Source organism: Virgibacillus sp. AGTR, from assembly GCF_016919725.2.
Lineage (GTDB): Bacteria > Bacillota > Bacilli > Bacillales > Amphibacillaceae > Virgibacillus > Virgibacillus salarius.
The window spans coordinates 26,190-46,617 of record NZ_JAJERH010000008.1; the positions used below are offsets into that span (position 1 = coordinate 26,190).

At 37.0% G+C, this 20,428-nt stretch carries 19 protein-coding genes; 9 read left to right on the top strand and 10 right to left on the bottom strand.

Annotated features, from left to right (window positions below; translation table 11 throughout):
* Positions 1-36 precede the first annotated feature (36 nt).
* Together JUJ52_RS05660 and JUJ52_RS05665 are read right to left on the bottom strand one after the other, a co-directional pair.
* Entirely contained in the window at positions 37-4,305 is a 4,269-nt protein-coding gene (locus JUJ52_RS05660; RefSeq protein WP_374488122.1) for a S8 family serine peptidase, read from the bottom strand.
* Between the two features lie 654 nt (positions 4,306-4,959).
* On the bottom strand, positions 4,960-6,021 hold the full coding sequence (locus tag JUJ52_RS05665; RefSeq protein ID WP_205388752.1) for a M20/M25/M40 family metallo-hydrolase: 1,062 nt from the start codon (positions 6,019-6,021) through the stop codon (positions 4,960-4,962).
* A gap of 320 nt (positions 6,022-6,341) precedes the next feature.
* Between JUJ52_RS05665 and JUJ52_RS05670 the strand changes: the two genes are divergently transcribed.
* Complete coding sequence (locus tag JUJ52_RS05670; protein WP_121605566.1) at positions 6,342-6,908, top strand: thioredoxin family protein; 567 nt, start codon at positions 6,342-6,344, stop codon at positions 6,906-6,908.
* Positions 6,909-7,037: 129 nt separating this feature from the next.
* Positions 7,038-8,042, top strand: a complete 1,005-nt coding sequence (locus JUJ52_RS05675) for a potassium channel family protein (protein WP_121605567.1) — start codon at positions 7,038-7,040, stop codon at positions 8,040-8,042.
* On the opposite strand, the gene JUJ52_RS05680 is transcribed toward JUJ52_RS05675, so the two are convergent.
* Positions 8,022-8,432 carry a YugN-like family protein gene (locus JUJ52_RS05680; protein WP_026681522.1) on the bottom strand — a complete coding sequence of 137 codons (411 nt, stop codon included), beginning with the start codon at positions 8,430-8,432 and terminating at the stop codon, positions 8,022-8,024. The genes JUJ52_RS05675 and JUJ52_RS05680 overlap by 21 nt on opposite strands.
* 116 nt (positions 8,433-8,548) lie before the next feature.
* On the opposite strand from JUJ52_RS05680, the gene yugI reads away from it, so the two are divergent.
* Entirely contained in the window at positions 8,549-8,923 is a 375-nt protein-coding gene (gene yugI, locus JUJ52_RS05685; protein ID WP_026681523.1) for a S1 domain-containing post-transcriptional regulator GSP13, read from the top strand.
* Between the two features lie 39 nt (positions 8,924-8,962).
* On the opposite strand, the gene JUJ52_RS05690 is transcribed toward yugI, so the two are convergent.
* Positions 8,963-9,202, bottom strand: coding sequence for a DUF378 domain-containing protein (locus JUJ52_RS05690; protein ID WP_026681524.1), 240 nt, complete (start codon positions 9,200-9,202; stop codon positions 8,963-8,965).
* Positions 9,203-9,345: 143 nt separating this feature from the next.
* On the opposite strand from JUJ52_RS05690, the gene JUJ52_RS05695 reads away from it, so the two are divergent.
* Both JUJ52_RS05695 and JUJ52_RS05700 read left to right on the top strand, forming a co-directional pair.
* Positions 9,346-10,692 carry a glucose-6-phosphate isomerase gene (locus tag JUJ52_RS05695; RefSeq protein WP_026681525.1) on the top strand — a complete coding sequence of 449 codons (1,347 nt, stop codon included), beginning with the start codon at positions 9,346-9,348 and terminating at the stop codon, positions 10,690-10,692.
* A 234-nt stretch (positions 10,693-10,926) separates the two neighbouring features.
* Entirely contained in the window at positions 10,927-12,096 is a 1,170-nt protein-coding gene (locus JUJ52_RS05700) for a MalY/PatB family protein (protein ID WP_121605568.1), read from the top strand.
* A 304-nt stretch (positions 12,097-12,400) separates the two neighbouring features.
* Here JUJ52_RS05700 and JUJ52_RS05705 read toward each other — a convergent pair whose 3' ends face one another.
* A complete protein-coding gene (locus JUJ52_RS05705; RefSeq protein WP_026681527.1) occupies positions 12,401-12,970 on the bottom strand; it encodes a superoxide dismutase family protein in 570 nt (189 codons plus the stop codon).
* Between the two features lie 473 nt (positions 12,971-13,443).
* Positions 13,444-13,632 carry a hypothetical protein gene (locus tag JUJ52_RS05710; RefSeq protein WP_371413974.1) on the bottom strand — a complete coding sequence of 63 codons (189 nt, stop codon included), beginning with the start codon at positions 13,630-13,632 and terminating at the stop codon, positions 13,444-13,446.
* 114 nt (positions 13,633-13,746) lie between these two features.
* Here JUJ52_RS05710 and kapB point away from each other — a divergent pair, with 114 nt between their 5' ends.
* Positions 13,747-14,133: a kinase-associated lipoprotein KapB gene (kapB, locus tag JUJ52_RS05715; protein WP_026681529.1), complete on the top strand. Its 387-nt coding sequence runs from the start codon at positions 13,747-13,749 to the stop codon at positions 14,131-14,133.
* 443 nt (positions 14,134-14,576) lie between these two features.
* Here the strand turns inward: kapB and JUJ52_RS05720 are convergent, their stop codons facing one another.
* Entirely contained in the window at positions 14,577-14,840 is a 264-nt protein-coding gene (locus tag JUJ52_RS05720; RefSeq protein WP_026681530.1) for a phosphocarrier protein HPr, read from the bottom strand.
* Between the two features lie 308 nt (positions 14,841-15,148).
* Between JUJ52_RS05720 and deoD the strand changes: the two genes are divergently transcribed.
* From deoD to JUJ52_RS05735, 3 genes are all read left to right on the top strand, one after another.
* On the top strand, positions 15,149-15,856 hold the full coding sequence (gene deoD, locus JUJ52_RS05725) for a purine-nucleoside phosphorylase (protein WP_205388753.1): 708 nt from the start codon (positions 15,149-15,151) through the stop codon (positions 15,854-15,856).
* A gap of 191 nt (positions 15,857-16,047) precedes the next feature.
* Positions 16,048-16,641 carry a biotin transporter BioY gene (locus tag JUJ52_RS05730; protein ID WP_205388754.1) on the top strand — a complete coding sequence of 198 codons (594 nt, stop codon included), beginning with the start codon at positions 16,048-16,050 and terminating at the stop codon, positions 16,639-16,641.
* Positions 16,642-16,775: 134 nt separating this feature from the next.
* Complete coding sequence (locus tag JUJ52_RS05735; protein ID WP_026681533.1) at positions 16,776-17,252, top strand: divergent PAP2 family protein; 477 nt, start codon at positions 16,776-16,778, stop codon at positions 17,250-17,252.
* A gap of 230 nt (positions 17,253-17,482) precedes the next feature.
* Here JUJ52_RS05735 and JUJ52_RS05740 read toward each other — a convergent pair whose 3' ends face one another.
* From JUJ52_RS05740 to JUJ52_RS05750, 3 genes are all read right to left on the bottom strand, one after another.
* Positions 17,483-18,181, bottom strand: a complete 699-nt coding sequence (locus tag JUJ52_RS05740; RefSeq protein WP_026681534.1) for a 3D domain-containing protein — start codon at positions 18,179-18,181, stop codon at positions 17,483-17,485.
* Between the two features lie 402 nt (positions 18,182-18,583).
* Entirely contained in the window at positions 18,584-18,895 is a 312-nt protein-coding gene (locus JUJ52_RS05745; RefSeq protein ID WP_026681535.1) for a YuiB family protein, read from the bottom strand.
* A 143-nt stretch (positions 18,896-19,038) separates the two neighbouring features.
* The gene (locus JUJ52_RS05750; protein WP_026681536.1) at positions 19,039-20,256 is read right to left on the bottom strand and encodes an NAD(P)/FAD-dependent oxidoreductase; all 1,218 of its coding nucleotides are present in this window, start codon (positions 20,254-20,256) and stop codon (positions 19,039-19,041) included.
* Between the last annotated feature and the right edge of the window lie 172 nt (positions 20,257-20,428).

Sequence of the window (20,428 nt, forward strand, 5' to 3'; positions counted from 1 at the left end):
AGTGATTTATACATGCTAAGAAATTATGAAGGATGCTTATTCTTCGACATTGATGAATAATTTACCTTCAGCTTGCTCACGAGTTTCATTGCCATAGTCATCTTCGACCTTTACTTCTATTACTGCCCCTTCAGCAACAACATTGCTAGTTGCAGTCCAATAACCTACATAATGTCCATCTGATGTTTCCATCATTGGAAGCTCCGTAGCGTTCATAACCGTATTGGTCAATGGCATATGAATAAAGTACGTCGCTCTAAGCCCGGGTTCACTATCAAATTCAAATTTCACCGTCTCACCTGCTTCAAGTGTAACATCTTCCTCAGGAGTCAGATTCTCAATTTCTGGTGCAGTGAAATCTACATCAATAGTAACAGATTCAGTGGACGTATTGCCTGCTAAATCATGAGCAGTTACTTCAATTTCATTTTCTCCGTTTTCTAAAAGTATTCGTTTAGAATACATGCCATCTTCAACAGCCGCTTCTTGCCCATTCACTTCCACGAAATCTAGGTTGGTATCAGAAACTGAACCTTCTACAGTTACGGTTTCACGATTAGATTTCTCTCCATCCTTAGGGCTGTCTATCGTTAATTCAGGAGACTCTGTATCCAACGTTACAGTTACAGGATCAGATTCACCTGTTGGAGTACCATCAAGTAATGATACAGCAGTTAATTCATTCGCTCCTTCCATCAATTCTACCGGAATAGCAAATGAACCATCATCACCAATTTCAGCAGTACCGGCTTCTTCTCCATTATTCATTAATTGAACGGTCGTTGTTGGTGAAGCAGTACCTTCAACAGTCAATTCCGTTTCGTTTGTAATCATATCTTCAGCTGGAGAAGTAATGACAGGTTCCTCCACCTCATAGTTTACACGAGCACGAATCATGTAATTTCCTTCATTAGCAGGAGATTTAGACCAAGCCCCTCCTACTAATTGGTAGCTGCGTTCAGCATTAGGACTGCTTTCATCTGTAGCTAGACCTGGAGCACCTGTATTTGGAGCAGTTTGGATATATACCATATAGAAATCACCATCTACAGTAATTCCATGCTCAGAAAGATCAACTACCGTCCATGCATCTTTATCGCGATTTGCCTCTGCGTCAAATGGTCCAGCAAGTTTTTCACCCGGAGCACCGTCTGGTCCTGAAGCATCCCAAACTTCTACTTGGAATGCAGTTCCACCAGGGTTAGGGAACTCTTCATCCCAGAATTTGAATACACCAGAATCAACTACCCCAGCTTCTTCTCCTTCAGGAAGAGACATTTTCACTGCCCAACCATTGAAAGCATCATAAAATGCACGAGCATTTTCTGGTGTACCATCATCATATGCTATTTCTCCACCAGGAACCGTATAGAATGGTTCTAACTCGACATCTGCTGTCGTATCGCTATCCGCTAGAGAAACTTCAACTTCCGTACCATGATAACCGCTAGACACTACTTTTAGTGTATATGTTCCTTCATAAGCTGTAAGCGAATAGTTACCGTTTTCATCAGTTGTCACAGGTTCAACATTTGCATCCTCAACTAATAGAAGAGAAGCCCCTGAGATTGGCTCGCCTGTTTGCTGATCAGTTACCGTACCGCTAACTGTGTATTGATCAACTTCTTCTAGCGTAAAATCAGCTTCAGCAGCACGATCAGCTTCAATGGTTACGGATTGTTCTGCTGATTCAAACCCGTATGCTTCTGCTTTTACCGTATATTCTCCTGCGGCATGAAGTAATGAGTAACTACCTGTTGCAGGGTCCGTAGTCACCGAACGACCACTTTCTAGGACACTAACTTGTGCACTCATAGGAAGTAGTGTTGGGCTGACTGCCTCTTTATCTACTAATGGTTCTTTCTTTGGCTTTACTGGCTGAATTTTTGCAGGATAAACTTTTTCTTTTAGCGTATCCTTTGTATCCGTTTTAATAACACCTAAAGCAGCGTTATCGAAACCAACTACCCCTATATAGCCTCGATCCTTTGCCAAAGATGCACTTTCACCATTAGAAGTATCTGCTAGTGTTACGTCATCAATATACCAGCCATCTCTAGTGACACTCCCATCTGTGTCAAGATTAAAGCCAATATATACACGCTGTCCACTATATTCAGACAAGTCTACTTCTACGCTTTCCCAACCATCTGAGGTATTCGTTATTTCCGTTAATTGTGTCCAATCTTCTTGGTCAGTTGATATAAACACATGACCGTAATCCCAATTGTTTTCAATATTGTACCATTGATTGAATTGCAAGTATGCATTTCCTTCTGGTAAATCAATTGGTGGCATAACCAGTGTAGTGTTTGTGTTACTATCATACTCACCTGCTAAATTTGTAGCATATACGTTTTCTCCTGAAGCTGCACTCTCTGGTCCAGAAGTTGGAACACCACGATCCCAGCTGTTATTTTCACCAAACACTGTCCAGCCAGCCGATGCTGATTCAAAATCGTCAGAGAAACCAACTGAGACTCCAGATAATAAAGTAACCTCATACGTATCACTGGTTACTTCATTGTTACCAAAATCATTAATTGTCCAAGTATACGTTAGAGATTCACCATCTATTTGCTCTCCAGGAATCGTTACTTGGTATTCACCTTCTTTATAATCTCCTGAAACACGTTCCGCTTCGACAGTTTGTGTTTCACCATCTTGATCTGTATACGATAGATTTACACTGTTTACACTTATGTTGTCCGATACTTGAATGGACAAATTCAAATCCATTCCAGTATAAGATTCACTAGGACCTTCATGTTCGAAGACGGGAGCTTCTGTATCCTCTCCTGCCTTAGTAACCTGTCCCTCAAGTGTTCCTAACCCTGTAACAAGTGAAGAAATGGCATCATATGCATTTACAAGCCCATGACCATAACCATTATTCGGTACCTCTGTAAAGTTGTCATCTGTTAATGGCGTAGCCGTTGTTGTAAGAATTTCTTCAATTTCATCAACAGTTAGGCTAGCATCTGCTTGCTTTAATAATGCAACTACAGCAGATACTGCTGGACCAGCCATTGATGTTCCATTCCATCCACCTTCATAGCCACCACCAGGTACACTGGAACGAATATTAACACCAGGTGCTGAAATTTCAGGTTTAATTTCATCATAAGGAGATGGTCCCTGAAGAGAAAACCCTGCTAATACATCATTAACATCTGTTGCACCAGTTGCAAATGATTCCGGATAGTTTGCTGGCACAGCTACAGAACCTGGTCCACCTGGGTTTCCAAGCGATGTGTTACCCGCTGAAAATTCAGGGAATATTTCTGCTGCTCTCCAAGCAATAACCACATCACGGTACCACTCGTCTAAGCCAGGTCCACCACCCCAAGAATTATTTACGACATCTGGAGCCATTGACGCATCTCCACCAGGAGCAAGCATCCATTCAGCTGCAGCTATCAGCCATGTATCATAGCCACTACCTGCTGCATTTAATCCTTTGGCTGAAATCCATTTTGCACCAGGTGCTACACCAACTTGGTTAGAACCATCAGGTTCACTTCCAACCATTGTCCCGGTAACATGTGTTCCATGTCCATGGTCGTCATATGCTTCTTCTTCATCTGCAGTCGCATCGAAAAAGCTATAGGTATGATCAACTTCACCGGTATCATTATTATAGCCACGATATTTTTCCTGTAATGCTGGGTGATCCCATTGTGCACCACTATCAATACTAGCTACTACTGTACCAGTTCCATCAAAGCCCATCTCCCAAACAGACGGCGCTCCAACACGATCCACATTCCACTCAATATTGGTTAATTCCGATTCGATTTTTCCAGCCTCTTTATCAATTGTCACATCATAAAGTTCGCGTTCTTCATTTGGTAATATTTTTTCTACCTCTGCAAACGTCGCTAGCTTTTCTGCTATTTCTTTTGTAGCAGTTACCGCCATTCCATTTACAATATGGTAGGATTTGAAGCTCTCAATATTACCTTTTGCCTCTTGCTCCTCCAGAAAAGCTTTTACATTTGCTTGTGATTCTAGTGCAGTAGTCTTTAATTCGGATATTACAGCTGAGCGCTGCATATGCTCCGCCTTTTGTCCTGACAAGCTTGCTTTTGCTGCATCAGATCTTGCATTTTTTGCGACCTTCATGACATCTGCTTTTTCATTAAATTTTACCAGGAAGGTTACTTTGTCGTCGTCTTTAAATGCTTTTACTAATCGATCACTCACTTTTGCCTCGGCTATCTTATTAGAATCATGGGCAGACTGATGAAGCTTACCGCTTGATTCCGCGCTGGCTATTCCTGGTGTAATTAACGAAAATGTCATTAATACCGTTGCTGCAATACTTAGTGCTTTAGATTGACGTCGTCTTCTTTTAGCCTTCACAGCTATTCCTCCCCTCAATTTTTGACACATTCTGATGCAGACAAGAACCAACAAATTAAAAACACCTTCTGCCTCCCCCCTTGAAAATTTGGTTCTTAACTGACAGTGGTGCCTCCAGAAAAATCTAAGTTGTTACAGCAAGTATAGTAGATTAACTAGATAAAATAGTGTCGAATCAAGTCGAATAAAAGCTGAATTTTCAAAATTGATAGATTAGTAATATTTTTTCATCAACTTTTCATAGGTATTAATTCGTATGTTTCACCTACTAAAACTTCATAAAAAACCCCTCATTCCTTATAAGATAAGGAATGAGGGGTTACTTTCCATTACTTTACAGCCTAGAAAACAGTTTACTGCTTCACTAAAATGAAGCTATTTACCTAGGCATATCCCTATTTTAACATTGATGTTTTCTTCAATACAGAAAACATACTACTATATTACTTTATTTTGTAATATTCCATAGATAATAATTCTTATTTTTCGATACATTCTTAATGTTCGCACAATAATTCGGCCTATAGAATGAAATATTGTTAACTTTGCGTTATAATGCAGAAACCATACGCACTTACTGATAGCTACATACCTTTAATCTTCATCTAATGGGTTTAAACTTTCATTTCCAGTTAGAGAAGCAATCATCGTAACTAATAATTCAATTTCTTGTTCCATATCTTTCAAGCTAGACGTTTCTACAGGGGAGTGCATGTAGCGTAAAGGTAACGACACTAAAGACACAGGAACCCCTTTACCGGTTAATCTCATTTTATCTGCATCTGTACCTGTCATTCTTGGTGTAAGCTCATATTGTACATTCATCTTTAACTGCTTCGCGGCTCTTTCTAACCATTGATTTATTTTCCTATTAATCGGCGCCCCTTTAGCAAGAACTGGTCCACCCTCTAGTCGGACATCACCATATTTATTTTTATTCACTCCTGGATAATCTGTAGCAAAAGTAACATCACAAGCGATTGCCATATCTGGTGCAACTCCCGCAGCTGCAAAATAGGCTCCGCCCATATTTGTCTCTTCATTAACCGTACTTGCTGCATAGACACCAACCTCACAGCCTCGTTCCTTTAACCCTTTTAAAACCTCAGCCACTATAAATGCGCCCGTTCGATTATCAAGTCCTCGGCCAGAAACGTATCTATCACTTAAAATCTCTGGTTTTGTATTGTAAACAACTAAATCTCCTATTTGGATATGTTGTTCAGCCTCTTCCTTCGTTTTGTACCCACAATCAATAAATAAATCTTCCAAGCTGAAATCATTCTTTAATCCACCGTGATGCTGAGCATTTACACCGATTACACCCGTAATCGTTTGCTGATAGCCTAAAACAGTAACTTTCATTCCAACAGCCGCTTTTGGATTAATGCCTCCCATTTGATCAAAATGTAAAAACCCTTGATCATCAATGCGGTTAATCACAAGTGCAATTTCATCACAATGACCTGCAAGTAATACTTTAAAAGGTGCATCTGGATTTAGTACACCAATCGCGTTTCCAGCATGATCCGTTCTAATTTCGTCAGCAAATTCTTTTACATACTGTATCCACTTTTTTTGTATTTCCATTTCACTACTTGATGGTGATGGTGTTTGTAATAAATTTAATAAAAAATCTTGGTTTGCTAATACCACTCTATTTTCCTCCTTATTCGATAACTTGATGATGTACTACTATTATGATAGCAAAAAATTCGATGAAGAGCACTTTTGTTTACGCGTATAATAACTATGTGTACACTTTAATAAAGTGAAACTTCAATCTGTGGGGATTTTGTGTATCCCACACGGATTGGTAGTACCAAAAGGGTATGACCTAAAGGCCCTAGAACCAATCGGACATTTACGGGCAATTGATCCCTTACTTAACAATATTGGTTTTACTGTATTGCTTGATGTGGGGGGCTTACTGCCAGTTATATGGGGGATAAAAAGATTTGAAGGAGAGAAAATCGATGGACTTAAATCAATGGTATAATATTGGTATTTCACCTGACACATATATTGAAACAATGGAACAGCATCAAGAAAACTTATTACATATTTATGATCATTTCTCCTTACCAGCTGATGAGGAGTTTTTTGCAAGCGTAAAAAAGAAAAATTTACGTGTAATTGTTTTAACGGAAGACTGGTGTGGCGATGCTATGTTGAACATCCCTATTTTATTACATATTGCGGAAGTAGCCCAAATTGATGTTCGTTTATTACATCGAGATAAAAACCTGGAACTGATGGATGAATACTTAACCAACGGTAAATCTCGCTCCATCCCCATCTTCATTTTTATCGACAAAAATGGCAATGAAGTTGCCAAATGGGGGCCGAGAGCGTCAGCAATTCAATCCTTTGTAGAAAAATCTCGAAGCGAATTACCTAGCAAAGAGTCTACAGATTATAAAGTAAAATTTGATGAAATGATCCTCTTTATGACAAAGTCTTATCGAAACCGTACTTCTTTTTGGACTGATGTATACCAAAGTTTAAAAGAAACACTGCAAAAAATAGAAGTTAATCAGTGATTCAGTTAACATAGCTGTGTTAATCCGTTGTCCTATTGGAGATTATAATTAGCGAAGCCTGTCCATAATGGAGAGTATAAGAGTAAAAAACTACGTTGAATCGTGTATTTTTGGGGACAGGTGACCGTTATGAGCATTCGAATTTTTAAACAAATCTACTTCAGACTGCCTATTTTTATTAGACTACTTGTAGTTATATTTTTGCTTATGTTTCTTTTTGGTGGCCTAATCCATATCGTAGAGCCAACGCAATTCCCAAGCATATTTGATGGCGTATGGTGGGCATTTGTAACTGGAGCCACGGTGGGTTACGGAGACTTTGTACCGTTAACCGCAACCGGAAAGATCGTTGCAATTTGTTTAATCTTGACTGGCGGTGGGTTAATTGCTTTCTATATAACCTCTTTATCTGCTGCAACAATTCAACACGAAAAGGACCTTGCACAAGGTAAACTCCCTTTTAAAGGTAGTAACCATTTAATTTTAATCGGATGGAACGAGAGGACCAGACAATTAATTGAAATTATTTCAACATCTTCCGTGCATATCCGCATGGTTCTAATTGATACAACCTTGGACCATGTTTCTTTTCCAGATTATCCGGTACACTTTATACAAGGTGATCCTTCAGAGGACCGTATATTAGAAAAGGCAAATATAAAACTAGCAGAACGTGTATTAATTACTGCAGATATCACTAAAAAGGAAAGGGATGCAGATAATCATTCTATCCTTACAGCCGTTGCTATTAGAGGAAATAACGCTAAAATTCCGATCATAGTGGAAATACTTTCTTCTATACAAATAGACAATGCACATCGTGCCGGCGCAACAACCATTTTAAGATCTAATGATTTCACCAGTGCTCTTTTTTACCATGAGTTATCTAGAGAAACCAAGGCGAGACCATTTGAGGATATTTATCATATCTTAACAACTCAACAATTTCATCATGCTACATTACCAGAAGAATTGGAGAATGTATCCTTTGGAGAGGCAGCCGCCATTCATCGGAAGAGCCAACAGATTTTATTAGGTATTATTCGAAATAGCACCTATTATATCAATCCAACATCAAAATTTATCCTAAAAAAAGACGATGTACTCATCGGACTAATCCCTTGGAATGATTAAGTCCTCAACTCTTTTCATTAGTTCTTTACCAGTAGTTATATACGCTTCTGGAACTTCAGCGTCAGGATCTGTTGGAGCTTGAAACTGATTAAATGTGCCTTGAAAAGCTCCTGCAGATCCGCTTTCATCGTAGCCTTTCTGATATTGATGTGCTAATAAAAACGGTTTTTCCAATCGGACAGTAACACCTGGGTAATCTAAGGAACCTTGCACTGCATAAAATGGTATTCGCAAAAAATAGTAAGTTCCTTGATCATCTATTTTTAAATCAAAAAATCCTTTCTCATAATCCCAATTTGAACCAATTACAAATCCTTCAGGCTTTAACAATTCCTCAAGTACAAATAAAGAATAAATTTTGTTTTCCAATTTTGATTCTAGTGGTACCAATATAAATCACCCTTTCATCAGCGTTATCTTTAATATGTTTTGCCACATGTTAATTATTATGCTAAAATATTTTATTGTGTAAAATGAATCGAATAATGGTATAGGAGTTGTTCAGCATGACAAACAAATTTGAGAATGGTCAAATTTTAGATGGAAAAGTTACAGGAATTCAACCATATGGTGCTTTTGTGGCACTTGATGACGAGGTTCAAGGTCTTGTTCACATATCTGAAGTTACACATGGATATGTAAAAGATATTAATGAGCACTTATCTATCGGTGATGAAGTAAAGGTAAAGGTTTTACAAGTTGATGAAGAAAAAAACAAGGTTTCATTGTCTATCCGCGCAACAGAGGAAGCTCCAAAGAAGCAAGCGAAGCCTCAGAAGGTACAAGCAAAACATACAGATAATGATTCTGCAGGTTTTAATACACTAAAAGATAAGCTTGAAGAATGGATCAAGCAATCAGAAGGTAATTATAGTAAATAATGATAAGGCAAACTCAATCGTACGAGTTTGCCTTATTATTTAACTGTCAGCCCTCCCAGGCTCACGTTGATCTGCAAATGCTTCATCCGTTTTAAATAATAAAGGTAGCAATACTAGGCCGCTTATACCTACCAATGTATAAATCACACGCGCGAAAGCAGCACTTTGCTCACCACCAAAGATAGCTGCTACTAAATCAAATTGAAATAAACCAATTAAGCCCCAGTTAATTGCACCAATGATTGTAATTGCTAAAGCGGTACGTTGTAATCCATTCATCATTTACCCTCCTTTTCTCTTTTATTCACCTTAGCTTATGCATCTTATAAAAATCTATACAGTGTCTTTCTTGATTTCATAACATCACTTGGGTAAAGTAAGTTATGTACAGGTTTGAAAGTGCTGATGAAGGAGGAAATAAGATGACACATGTAACATTTAATTACAAGAAGGCTTTTGCTTTTTTTAATGAACAGGAAATAGATAATCTAGAAGGTGCCGTAAATGCTGCACATCATGCCATACATGAAAAAACGGGTGCAGGAAACGACTTTCTCGGTTGGGTTAATTTACCTGAAACGTATGATAAGCAAGAATTTGCTCGAATTAAAGCAAGTGCTAAAAAAATCCGCGAAGATTCAGATGTATTATTAGTCATTGGGATTGGTGGCTCTTACTTAGGTGCTCGAGCTGCACTTGAAATGCTTAATCATTCTTTTCAAAGCTACTTATCGAAGCAAGAAATCGATGCGCCGCATATTATCTTCGTTGGGCATCATATGAGTTCAACCTATATTCATGAATTAATGGATGTTTTAAGAGATAAGGATTTCTCTATCAATGTAATTTCCAAGAGTGGAACAACAACAGAACCAGCCATTGCTTTTCGGATTTTCAAAAAAATATTAGAAGAAAAATATGGTGAGGAAGCTGCAAAAGACAGAATTTATGCTACAACGGATAAAGAGAAGGGTGCTTTAAAAACTTCCGCTGATCAAGCTGGTTATGAGACCTTCGTGATCCCTGATGCCGTTGGTGGTCGTTACTCCGTTTTGACAGCCGTTGGTTTGCTTCCTATTGCTGTTAGCGGCATTTCTATTGATGACATGATGAACGGTGCTCATGCAGCCATGAACGATTTAGCAGAACCATCAATCAAGAATAATCCTAGTTATCAATATGCAGCAGTTCGTAACATTCTATACAACAAAGGAAAAACGACAGAAATGCTTATTAACTACGAGCCAAACCTTCATTATTTTGCTGAATGGTGGAAGCAGCTTTTTGGAGAAAGTGAAGGAAAAGATAATAAAGGGATATATCCATCTTCTGCAAATTTCTCTACCGATTTGCATTCACTTGGTCAGTATGTACAGGAAGGTCGTCGTAATTTATTCGAAACAGTATTACACGTAAATGAGTCCAAATATGATATTACGGTAGAAGCGGAAGAAGATAATTTAGATGGCCTGAATTATTTAGCAAGTAAAACGATTCATGAAATAAATGACAAAGCCTTTCAAGGCACATTATTAGCACACACTGATGGCAATGTACCTAACTTAATTGTAGAGATACCAAAGCTCGATGCATATACATTTGGTTATTTGGTTTACTTTTTTGAAAAGGCGTGTGCCATAAGTGGCTATCTACTTGGTGTTAATCCATTTGATCAGCCTGGAGTTGAGGCTTACAAAAGAAATATGTTTGCCCTACTAGGAAAACCTGGCTACGAAGATGAAAAAGAACAGTTAGAATCAAGATTATAGTGCTTTCCAAAAAACTTACCAATTTAGGTTTAAATTTCTATTTAACAGGGTATACTATCAAATGTAAGACTTTCTCGTATTCCCCCTGTAAGCAAAGCGATATCGCTTTGCTTTTTTTATGGATAAATCTTCGTTTACTCCCCTGTTAAAAAGGCATATTTCTTTAGTTTAATTATAAGAAGTATAGTGAAAGAAATGTTATACTATAAAAAATAAATAGCTAGGAGGTCACAAATGGGAATATTTGATTTGCAACATAATAGAAAAAATACACGTTCGGTTAAATGGGATATGCTTAAACCAATGTTTCAAACAGAAGATGTATTACCAATGTGGGTAGCAGATATGGACTTTAAAGCTCCTGAACAAGTAAATCAAGCTTTAATTGAACGAGCACAGCATGGTATATACGGCTATACGGTGATTGATGATGAAGTCAAGAATTCTATACTTAAATGGTTATCACAAAGACATCAATGGAATATCAAACAGCAATGGCTATCATTTAGTCCTGGTGTTGTTACAAGCCTACATATGGCAGTACAAGCTTTTACAGAGCCTGGAGATAAAATTATTATACAAACTCCTGTGTATACGCCTTTTTATAAGGTAATAGAAAGTCACCAAAGAGAGATTGTGAAGAACCCACTCATCTATAAAAACAATTATTATCAAATTGATTTTGCTGACTTTGAAGAGAAACTAAAACAAGGAGTTAAAGCGTTTATTCTTTGCTCCCCGCACAATCCAGTAGGACGAGTTTGGAAAAAAGATGAATTAACTGAGCTAGCTCGTTTATGTATGAAGCACAATGTTCTAATTATTTCTGATGAAATTCATGGAGATCTTACATTCCCTGGTGAAGTGCATATACCGATTGCGTCACTTTCTGAGGAAGTCGCCGAACAAACCATAACTTGTATGTCCCCATCCAAAACATTTAATCTTGCTGGTTTACAAGCATCTTATGTCGTGACTTCTAATAAAGAAAAAAGGGAATTACTAGATGCTCAATTTGCTAAGCAAGGTGTTAATATGCTTAATACAATGGGAAATACTGCATTAGAGGCAGCTTATACACATGGTGAAAGTTGGCTTGACGAGCTTCGGCATCTTTTAAAAAATCACCAAACGTATGTAAAGGAGATGTTTGAAGAACATACACCAGAATTAAAAGTTATCGATTCTGAAGGAACCTACTTATTATGGATTGACTGTAGTGCGTTAAAGCTAGATCATAAAGAACTCAAATCGTTTATGATAAAAAAAGCAAGGGTAGGCTTAAATACGGGAGTTGATTATGGACAAGAAGGCGATACTTTCATGCGCATTAATATCGCTTGCCCTCGAGCAACCCTCGAAGAAGGAGTGCAGCGAATCATTTCTGCAGTTAAAAATAGATAATTAATGAGTTTGTGCTAAACAGAGAATTTGCAAGTCGAATGGTCATCCTATTGTAAACTGAAGTATGGTAATCCTTTCCACAGGTCCAGCTAACACGCTAACTTAGAAGCTGCTTAGCAGTGCCGCTCTTCGGACATTTGCGGATCTGCAGAAGTCATCCATATTGCCTCTGCTAGATTTACACTATTTTCGCCATTCCTTTCGCTTAGATACGTCACCATATAAATGAATATTCCGAACTGTAATCCGGTTATAACCGTATACGGATTACGGTTCGGAGTTTCTTTATCTTTTGTCTCGTCCTCTATTCTTCCTGTTTTTCATTATATTGCGTAGGATCTGTTGGAGATTCTTCTTGTTTTTCGTTTTTAGTTAATGTACCGCATATAATTCTTTCGCCTGAATTACCACCAGGTTGGCTCATTCCATCATCTTCTCCTTCTGTAACAATGACAGCTGTCCCATCCCCTCTTGTCAGAGAATTTTTCCCATCCAACAATGTTGCTTCCGGAAGCATAAGATCTGCATCAACCAAACCTCCTGAATCTGCCTCAATATTTGGCAAATCTCCTAAATGAGCACCCTCTGGATGCATGAGTCCATGCTCTTTTCCCTCTGGATTAAAATGATTTCCTGCTGATTTAAAATCCGGGCCTTCACACTTAGCGTATTCATGCATATGAATACCATGGAATCCTGGAGCTAAACCCTCAAGCTTTACTTTAAGATTCACGCCACCTGACTGTTCATTAAAAGTAATAGTTCCGAGCATATCTCCAGAAGCATTATACATATCAACACTTTTACTCTTTTCATCTTTCGGTTGGCAGCCTGTTATTAAAAGCATAATTAGAATAAAGGATAACCAGCGCATACGATTGTCTCCTTTTAACTGATTTGCCCTTTATTCTTTACCTATTTTAGAAAATCTAATCGTTGTGTAGGGATAAAGTGATACTTCAATCAGTGGAAGTTTGATTTATCCTCCACTGATTGTTAGTATCACAAGGCTAGGACCTAAAGGTCTTTGAATCAATCGGACATTTACTGCCATTCGTCCCCTTCTTATCCATATTGGTTTCTCTTTATTGCTTAGTGGGATTCTTACTGCTAGTTATATGCGGGAAGACAAAATCGCAAGTGCCCGATTAGAAATGTAGCGACTGGAACGACAACGAAGATAAAGGAATCACGGAGCTTGCGAACCGATGATGATTTATCCGTAGGGCTATTCGTGAACTCGCCTAGTTCCTGAAGGCTCTGGACGCGGCTCAACAGGCCCATATATATCCACAGGCTCAAATTTTATAATTTCGTAGACTATGAAAAAAGAAGATTTAGTACACATTATTCATTATTTTTATCGTTTAATTGCTCATTATATTGCTCATTAAATTTTTTCTCATCATTTTTAGATTTTTTATAGAACAAATACATTACAATACTAGCAGCAATTAAAAAGATGACTAAAGTGATTACAGCTGGGATATATTCTGATTTATCCTCTGGGAAATAGAGAAATGGCATCATTTTCATTCACTTCCTTCTTTGCTATTATAGCAAATTCCACTATATAACTAAATGAGTGATCTATTTTGTTCGCTAAACGGATACATTTTTGGCACAATAATAGTAAGGAGGACGATAAATATGCCAGAAGTTCAACTAGGGGAAACAGTTAAAGCCCATTATCGCTCAGGAACATATATCGGTAAAGTAATGGACGATAAAGGAGATCGCTATGTTGTAGAGGTCCTTGCTGTTAAGAAGCATCCAATGCAAGGAGATTTGCACAATCCGAATCAAACCGAAGGGGTTTTCTTCCATGAAAGAAAAGCCCTTGCACATCATGAAAAAATGAATGTAAAAAAACCAGCTGTACATTCATATCCAGATCCTATACCTAACTACATAGTATCATTAAAAGAAGCTGTAGAAACGTATCGAGCAAAGCTGCTTAAAGACGATACTGCATATCACAGAGCAGCACTGGAGTGTTTAAATAGGTTAGAAGAACAGTATTATGACAAAATATAGAAGAGGTCCAAGCCCACTTTCACGCTATAAAGATTTACTACACCCAAGCCTGATTAGCTAATTCATTACTATCAGCAGTGCTAGATGAAGGCAGCACCTTTTCACTATATGTAAAAAAGGCTGGGACAAAACACAACTTCTTTACCCAAAATACGAATAATCATATTATCAATAAGAGCATCATCGCCACACCGTGAAAATATACGCGCTTTTCGCGGGCACGGCCTCAGCTAACTTGGTAAAGAAAAACACGTTACCAAGTGGATTTTCGGACTCGTGCTGTTCCCGCCGGAGTCTCGCTTATTTTAGGTGCTAAATGAATGATTCTAATCAAAAAACGAACGATAATTAATTTCAATTAATTATCGTTCGTTTTTTATTGTTTCTTCATTCTTTTGTCTCAGCCTTATGATAAAGGACATTTAACAAATAACTTTAAATTATTATTCACCTAAATGCTCTTTAATTACTTCCTCTACACCCTTAAGCGCTTCTTCCTCATCAGTTCCTGTAGTGGTAATTTTAATCTCTGCACCTTTAGGAATTCCTAAGGACATAACACCCATTATTGATTTTAGATTTACTGTCTTCTCATTGTATGAGATTTCTACTTCTGACTCGAACTGACCTGCTTTATTTACCAGAAGTGTAGCTGGACGTGCGTGAACTCCTGTATCCGCTGTAATTGTAAAATTTTGTTCTTTCATCCTCATTCATCCTTCCAAAGATATTATCTTTTTATGTACATACAGTACATTGGTTTTTCATATGTTATTAAGTGAAAAACTGAACTAATAATATTATATACAATAATAAGCATTTTTGAAACAGATAAGCTACAGTTTTTTATGTATCGACAAAGATTTAACAACTTCTGCTTCTATTTTCAATCATGATACGATAGTTTATACCTATTATTTGTCAGAAAGGATGAATTATAGAACTATTTGTCTTTCCTAATAGCTTATGATAACGTTATTTTGAAAGTATTCCATTTATACTAGGAGGAATTAACATGAGTGTACATATAGGTGCAAAGCAAGGAGAAATTGCTGACAAAATATTATTACCAGGTGATCCCCTTCGTGCCAAATATATCGCAGAAACTTTTTTAGAACATCCAACACAATATAATAGCGTTCGCGGTATGTATGGATTTACAGGAACATATAAAGGAGAAAGGGTATCGGTTCAAGGAACCGGAATGGGAGTTCCTTCCATCTCTATATATGTGAATGAATTAATCCAGAGCTATGATGTAAACAAACTAATCCGCGTAGGTACTTGTGGAGCAATACAAAAAGATGTCAAGGTTAGAGATGTTATTCTTGCTCAAGGATCTACCACTGATTCACAAATGAATCGCATGACCTTCGGTGGTATAGACTACGCTCCACTTGCTGACTTCCATTTATTAAAAAATGCATATGATGCTGGAATAGAAAAAGGATTAAACTTGCGAGTAGGTAATGTCTTTACAAGTGACACGTTCTACCGTGATAACGCAAAAGAAATCAATGAAAAGCTTGCTGCTTATAAAGTGCTTGCAATTGAGATGGAAACAACTGCATTATATACCTTAGCAGCAAAGTATGATCGCCAAGCTCTTTCCGTTCTTACAGTTTCTGATCATATATTAACTGGTGAAGAGACGACCTCCGAAGAAAGACAAACAACCTTCAATGACATGATGGAAATTGCATTAGAGGCAGCGATTAAATAGCATAACATAGAAGGTGGGAGCCTACACCCACCTCTTTTATTCTCCTCTCTACTTTTCTTCCTTAAAGAAATTATCTAACATAGAAATAGTTTATCTAGCATTTAACAGCCACAATTTTTGTTAACCTAAAAAAAATGAGGTTGACAAAAATCCATTCTCCAATTACTATCATATACAGAGAGGATGAGATTATGAAAGGATTACGAACAATTGATCTTACATATGGAGCCGTATTTGTTGTTTTAATGGCTATAGGTGCAAATATTACGGTTTGGTTCCCTATGCTGGCAGTTCCAATCGGCGGGACAAGCGTGCCTTTATCCTTACAGACATTCTTCGCCATATTAGCCGGATTAATGTTAGGTAGAAAGCTAGGAACTCTTTCTGTTCTAGTGTATATACTTGTCGGATTTGCTGGTGTTCCCGTATTTGCTGGATTGTCAGCGGGACCTACAGCATTATTAACTCCAACTGGTGGATTTATCATATCTTTTATTTTTGTAGCCTATTTTACTGGATGGATGGTCGATAAACGGAAAGAAAGCTCTCTTTTTTATTACTTACTTGCTGCACTCGTTGGAACCATCATTAATTACGGTATAGGTGTATCATATATGTATGTCGCCTTAAATACGTGGTTAGCGGCTCCTATAACTTATCCATTAGCTTGGGCTTCGATGATTCCATTCTTGATTAAGGATATCGCCTTTGCTGGTTTAACTGCTTTATTTATGGTCAGAATTGCAACACGTATTCCAGTAGTTCGCCAAGCCAAAATTGGATAAATACTAAATTTATAAAATAATTCTTTGGTGCGCCTGATTACTAGCCATTCATGTGATAATATAGCATTAGATACCATGCATATTGTCATCTAACAAGGGATAAACTTTCCTTTAGAAAGGATGTTTAGACGACCATGGAATTATTTCATAATTACCCATTGTTTGCTGCTCTAACTGCAATAATTTTTGCTCAAGTTGTTAAAATTCCCATTTCGCTTATCGTTACAAGAGAATTTAAACCGGATTTAGCTTTTAGTACTGGAGGAATGCCAAGCAGTCATTCAGCTGCTGTAGCTGCATTAACAACAGGTGTAGGTATTGTAGAAGGAGTTTCCTCTACCATGTTTGCTATCTCATGTGTATTTAGTGTGATCATCATGTTTGATGCTACTGGTGTTAGAAGACAGGCCGGGGAGCAAGCCATCGTGTTAAATCAATTAATTAAAGATTTCCAGCTATTTATTGATGGAGCAAAAGATTGGACAAATAAAAAGCAATTTGAAAAACGCCAAGAACTAAAGGAATTATTAGGTCATCAGCCGATCGAAGTATTTTTTGGCGGATTAACAGGTGTAGCGATTGCATTCATTTTAAATGCATTGCTAAATTAATTCATGCTGGAGCAATAGTATTTTAGTTTAAGCAAAAGCCGAACTATCATTCGAAATATTTGGTACTGATCTCTTGAAATTAGATTACTCTAACTTCAGGGAGCGGTACCATCAGAACTCTTCGAATCTGTTCGGCTTTTTTGCTTTTAAACTATTTATTGGAAAAGCACTATTTAGCTGATAAAAAATACATAAACTTCTGTTGACCTATTTTAACTAATTATACTTTTTTAACTATCCGTTATTTCCTGCCTAAATACTTGTAAAGCTTGATTCTCATTTAATTCATCCAATTTCTTTTCCGAAAGCTTACCATTACCTTTTTCAATCACGTATACATCAAGTTTCTTTTTCCCCCACTGACTGTATACGTCCTCGACCGTATTATAATAAAGGTCAATTTTATTCCCATTAATAGCACTGCCCTTATCAGCAACAACTCCAAATCCATAATCAGGAATAAATAAGATAGTGCCGATAGGATATACATTAAGATCTGCTGCTATCGTAGAGTACAAATCTCTTTTTACCTTGACCCCAGAATAAGTAATCCCATATTCCGGATGATCTGGTGTCTTTCCTGTTGACTCAATTCCAGCAGTATATCCTGTTGCAACAACATTTGCGCTTGGATACTGTTCAAAATTAATTACATCAGCTAATGTCTCTGCACCTTCAATTTCCTCACTAGAAATATAGCGCTTCTTCTCCTTTAGATGATTCAATGATTTCCCTTGTAATACCGTATGCCTAAGGGAAGAATCAGACGCCTTTGCTTCCTTAATCATATGAACAGCAGGTGATTTCAGCTTGGACCACACCTCTACTTCTGCAAAAGATACATTGGTTATGGACGAAATAGTAGTAAGAAACGCTACGATTGCTAAGATTACTAAACTTGTTCTACGAATAAAACTTTTGACATTCATAAATAACACCTCTCTGGTAGTGAACCTTTGTACAGTCTATAGAAAGTTCCAGTAAATCAAGCTCTTCCCTGACTCAGGACAGATAGTTGATATGGACAAAACTCCCAACAAAGGTTTCCTTTTTCCTACCAGTTCAGCATTTCCAATTAATCAAAAAATATACAAAACCACATAAAATTTTTTAGATAAATATGAAAACTTTAAATTTATAATCGTAATGTTTGTTTATTTATAAACGAACTAAAATCTTAATACCAGTTATGCATGTATAGTAACTAGAGAATTATTCCTTTCAAAAAAACAATCCGAACTACTTTCCGAAAATAAATATACTCGGATTATAGTCCGGATTTACTGATCATAAATCCACTTATCTCTTTTTCTTTGTTATAAACAAAGCTTTTAAAACATTTGATATCCACTTTTTCTTAATAACTTAATAATGATTCCAGACACAATTGTACCTGCAAATCCTGCTACTAATATGGCAATATCAACTGGAGTGATTTGCATTAGCCTGGAAAAAGCTTCTGAAAATGCAGATCCTGGTGCCTTTAAATACTCCATTGTAGACATATTATCTACAATAATTAATACGACAAATGGATATAAAAATGCCATCAACCATGTTCTTCGTAATAACATATTCAATATAAATGCAATACCAAAAAAGATGACAAAATATAATATAATCGACACTACTAATTGAATCAAAACAGGTGGCTCCCTTCGCAACTTTACTCACCTAACAAGCAGTTAGACATTATTATGTATAAACAATTTCTTTTCCCTTTTCCATTTTAAATGAATTTAGAAAAAAAGCAAAGACAGTGGCACTGTCCTTGCTACATCCACACTTAATAAAAAATGTTAAACTTTCCTTTTTTCATTAATAAACTTAGTCCACCTAATTTCAATAAGTACCGATTATCAATTATTTTTTTCATCACAGTTGCTTTCCAGCCAAACAATTTTTGATCGTTAAATATAACCCCTATCGCATCATTATGGCCTAGAGAAGCTACTGTACCAAGTATTTCCGGTTCAAAGTGCTCCATTTCTCCGCCTTGAATATACGCTTTTACATTATGGGCAACTACGGCTGATTGTTGAATAGCAATTTGTGCTGTTGGTGGATAAGGTCTCCCCGTTTGTTCATTCATAATAAGTGCACAATCGCCAATTACAAATACATTATCATAGTCTGGCGCTCGCATATCCTTTTCTACTGCCACTTTGCCTCGATTATTTTCAAAACCGGACTTCTCAACAAGAGCGTTTGCTTTTACACCAGCTGCCCATACCGTTGTTAGTGTTGGAATTTCCGTTATTTCACCATTTTTTTCATAAACAACACTAGTAGCTGTGCATTCTTTAAGCATTGCTCCAGTAACAAATTCAACTCCGCGTGATTCTAATGAATTCATCGCATATTCTACTAATTGTGGATCAAACCCAGGCAAAATAGTAGGTGATCCTTCAATATTAATTATTCGTACTAAATTTTTATCAATATCATATTCTTCGCAAAGCTCAGGAATACGATTTGCAAGCTCACCTAGAAATTCAACTCCAGTAAACCCACCACCGCCTACAACAATATTTAATCGTGCGGGATTTTTTTCTGATTCGTTGTGATACAAAGCAAAATTATATTCCATATGTTCGCGAATAAGGCGAGCACTATTAATGTTTCCAATTGTAAACGCATGTTCTTCTAAGCCAGGAATACCAAAGGTTGCTGCTTCAAATCCAAGCCCGATTACCAATACGTCATAATCTAATTGGCCATTTTCCAGTTTAACTTTCTTTTCATCTGGCTTAATAGAAATAACTTTATCTTTAACAAATTTCACCTTGCTCATATTTATTACATCTTTAATCTGTATACGAGTTCGATCATGATGTAAGGTTCCTGCTGCGTTTTCATGAAGCCAAGTGGTTTGGTAATGATAATCATTTATATTCACAAGTGTTATATTTGCCTCATTTACTCCTAATGTCTTTTGTAATTTAACTGTAGTCATCATGCCACCGTAGCCAGCACCTAGAATTACTATATTCGGTTTTTTCATTCTAATCACTTCCATTTTTTTACTATTTTGTACGTTTGTGACATATTTCACTTAATAGTCATTAGAAAAAACTTGGCTACTTTACCAAGTGGATAGAAAAATTAATAGATTTATAATGTCGTTGTCACATAATCGTAATAAACATCCTTGATAATAGTAGCCTTTTTCTATC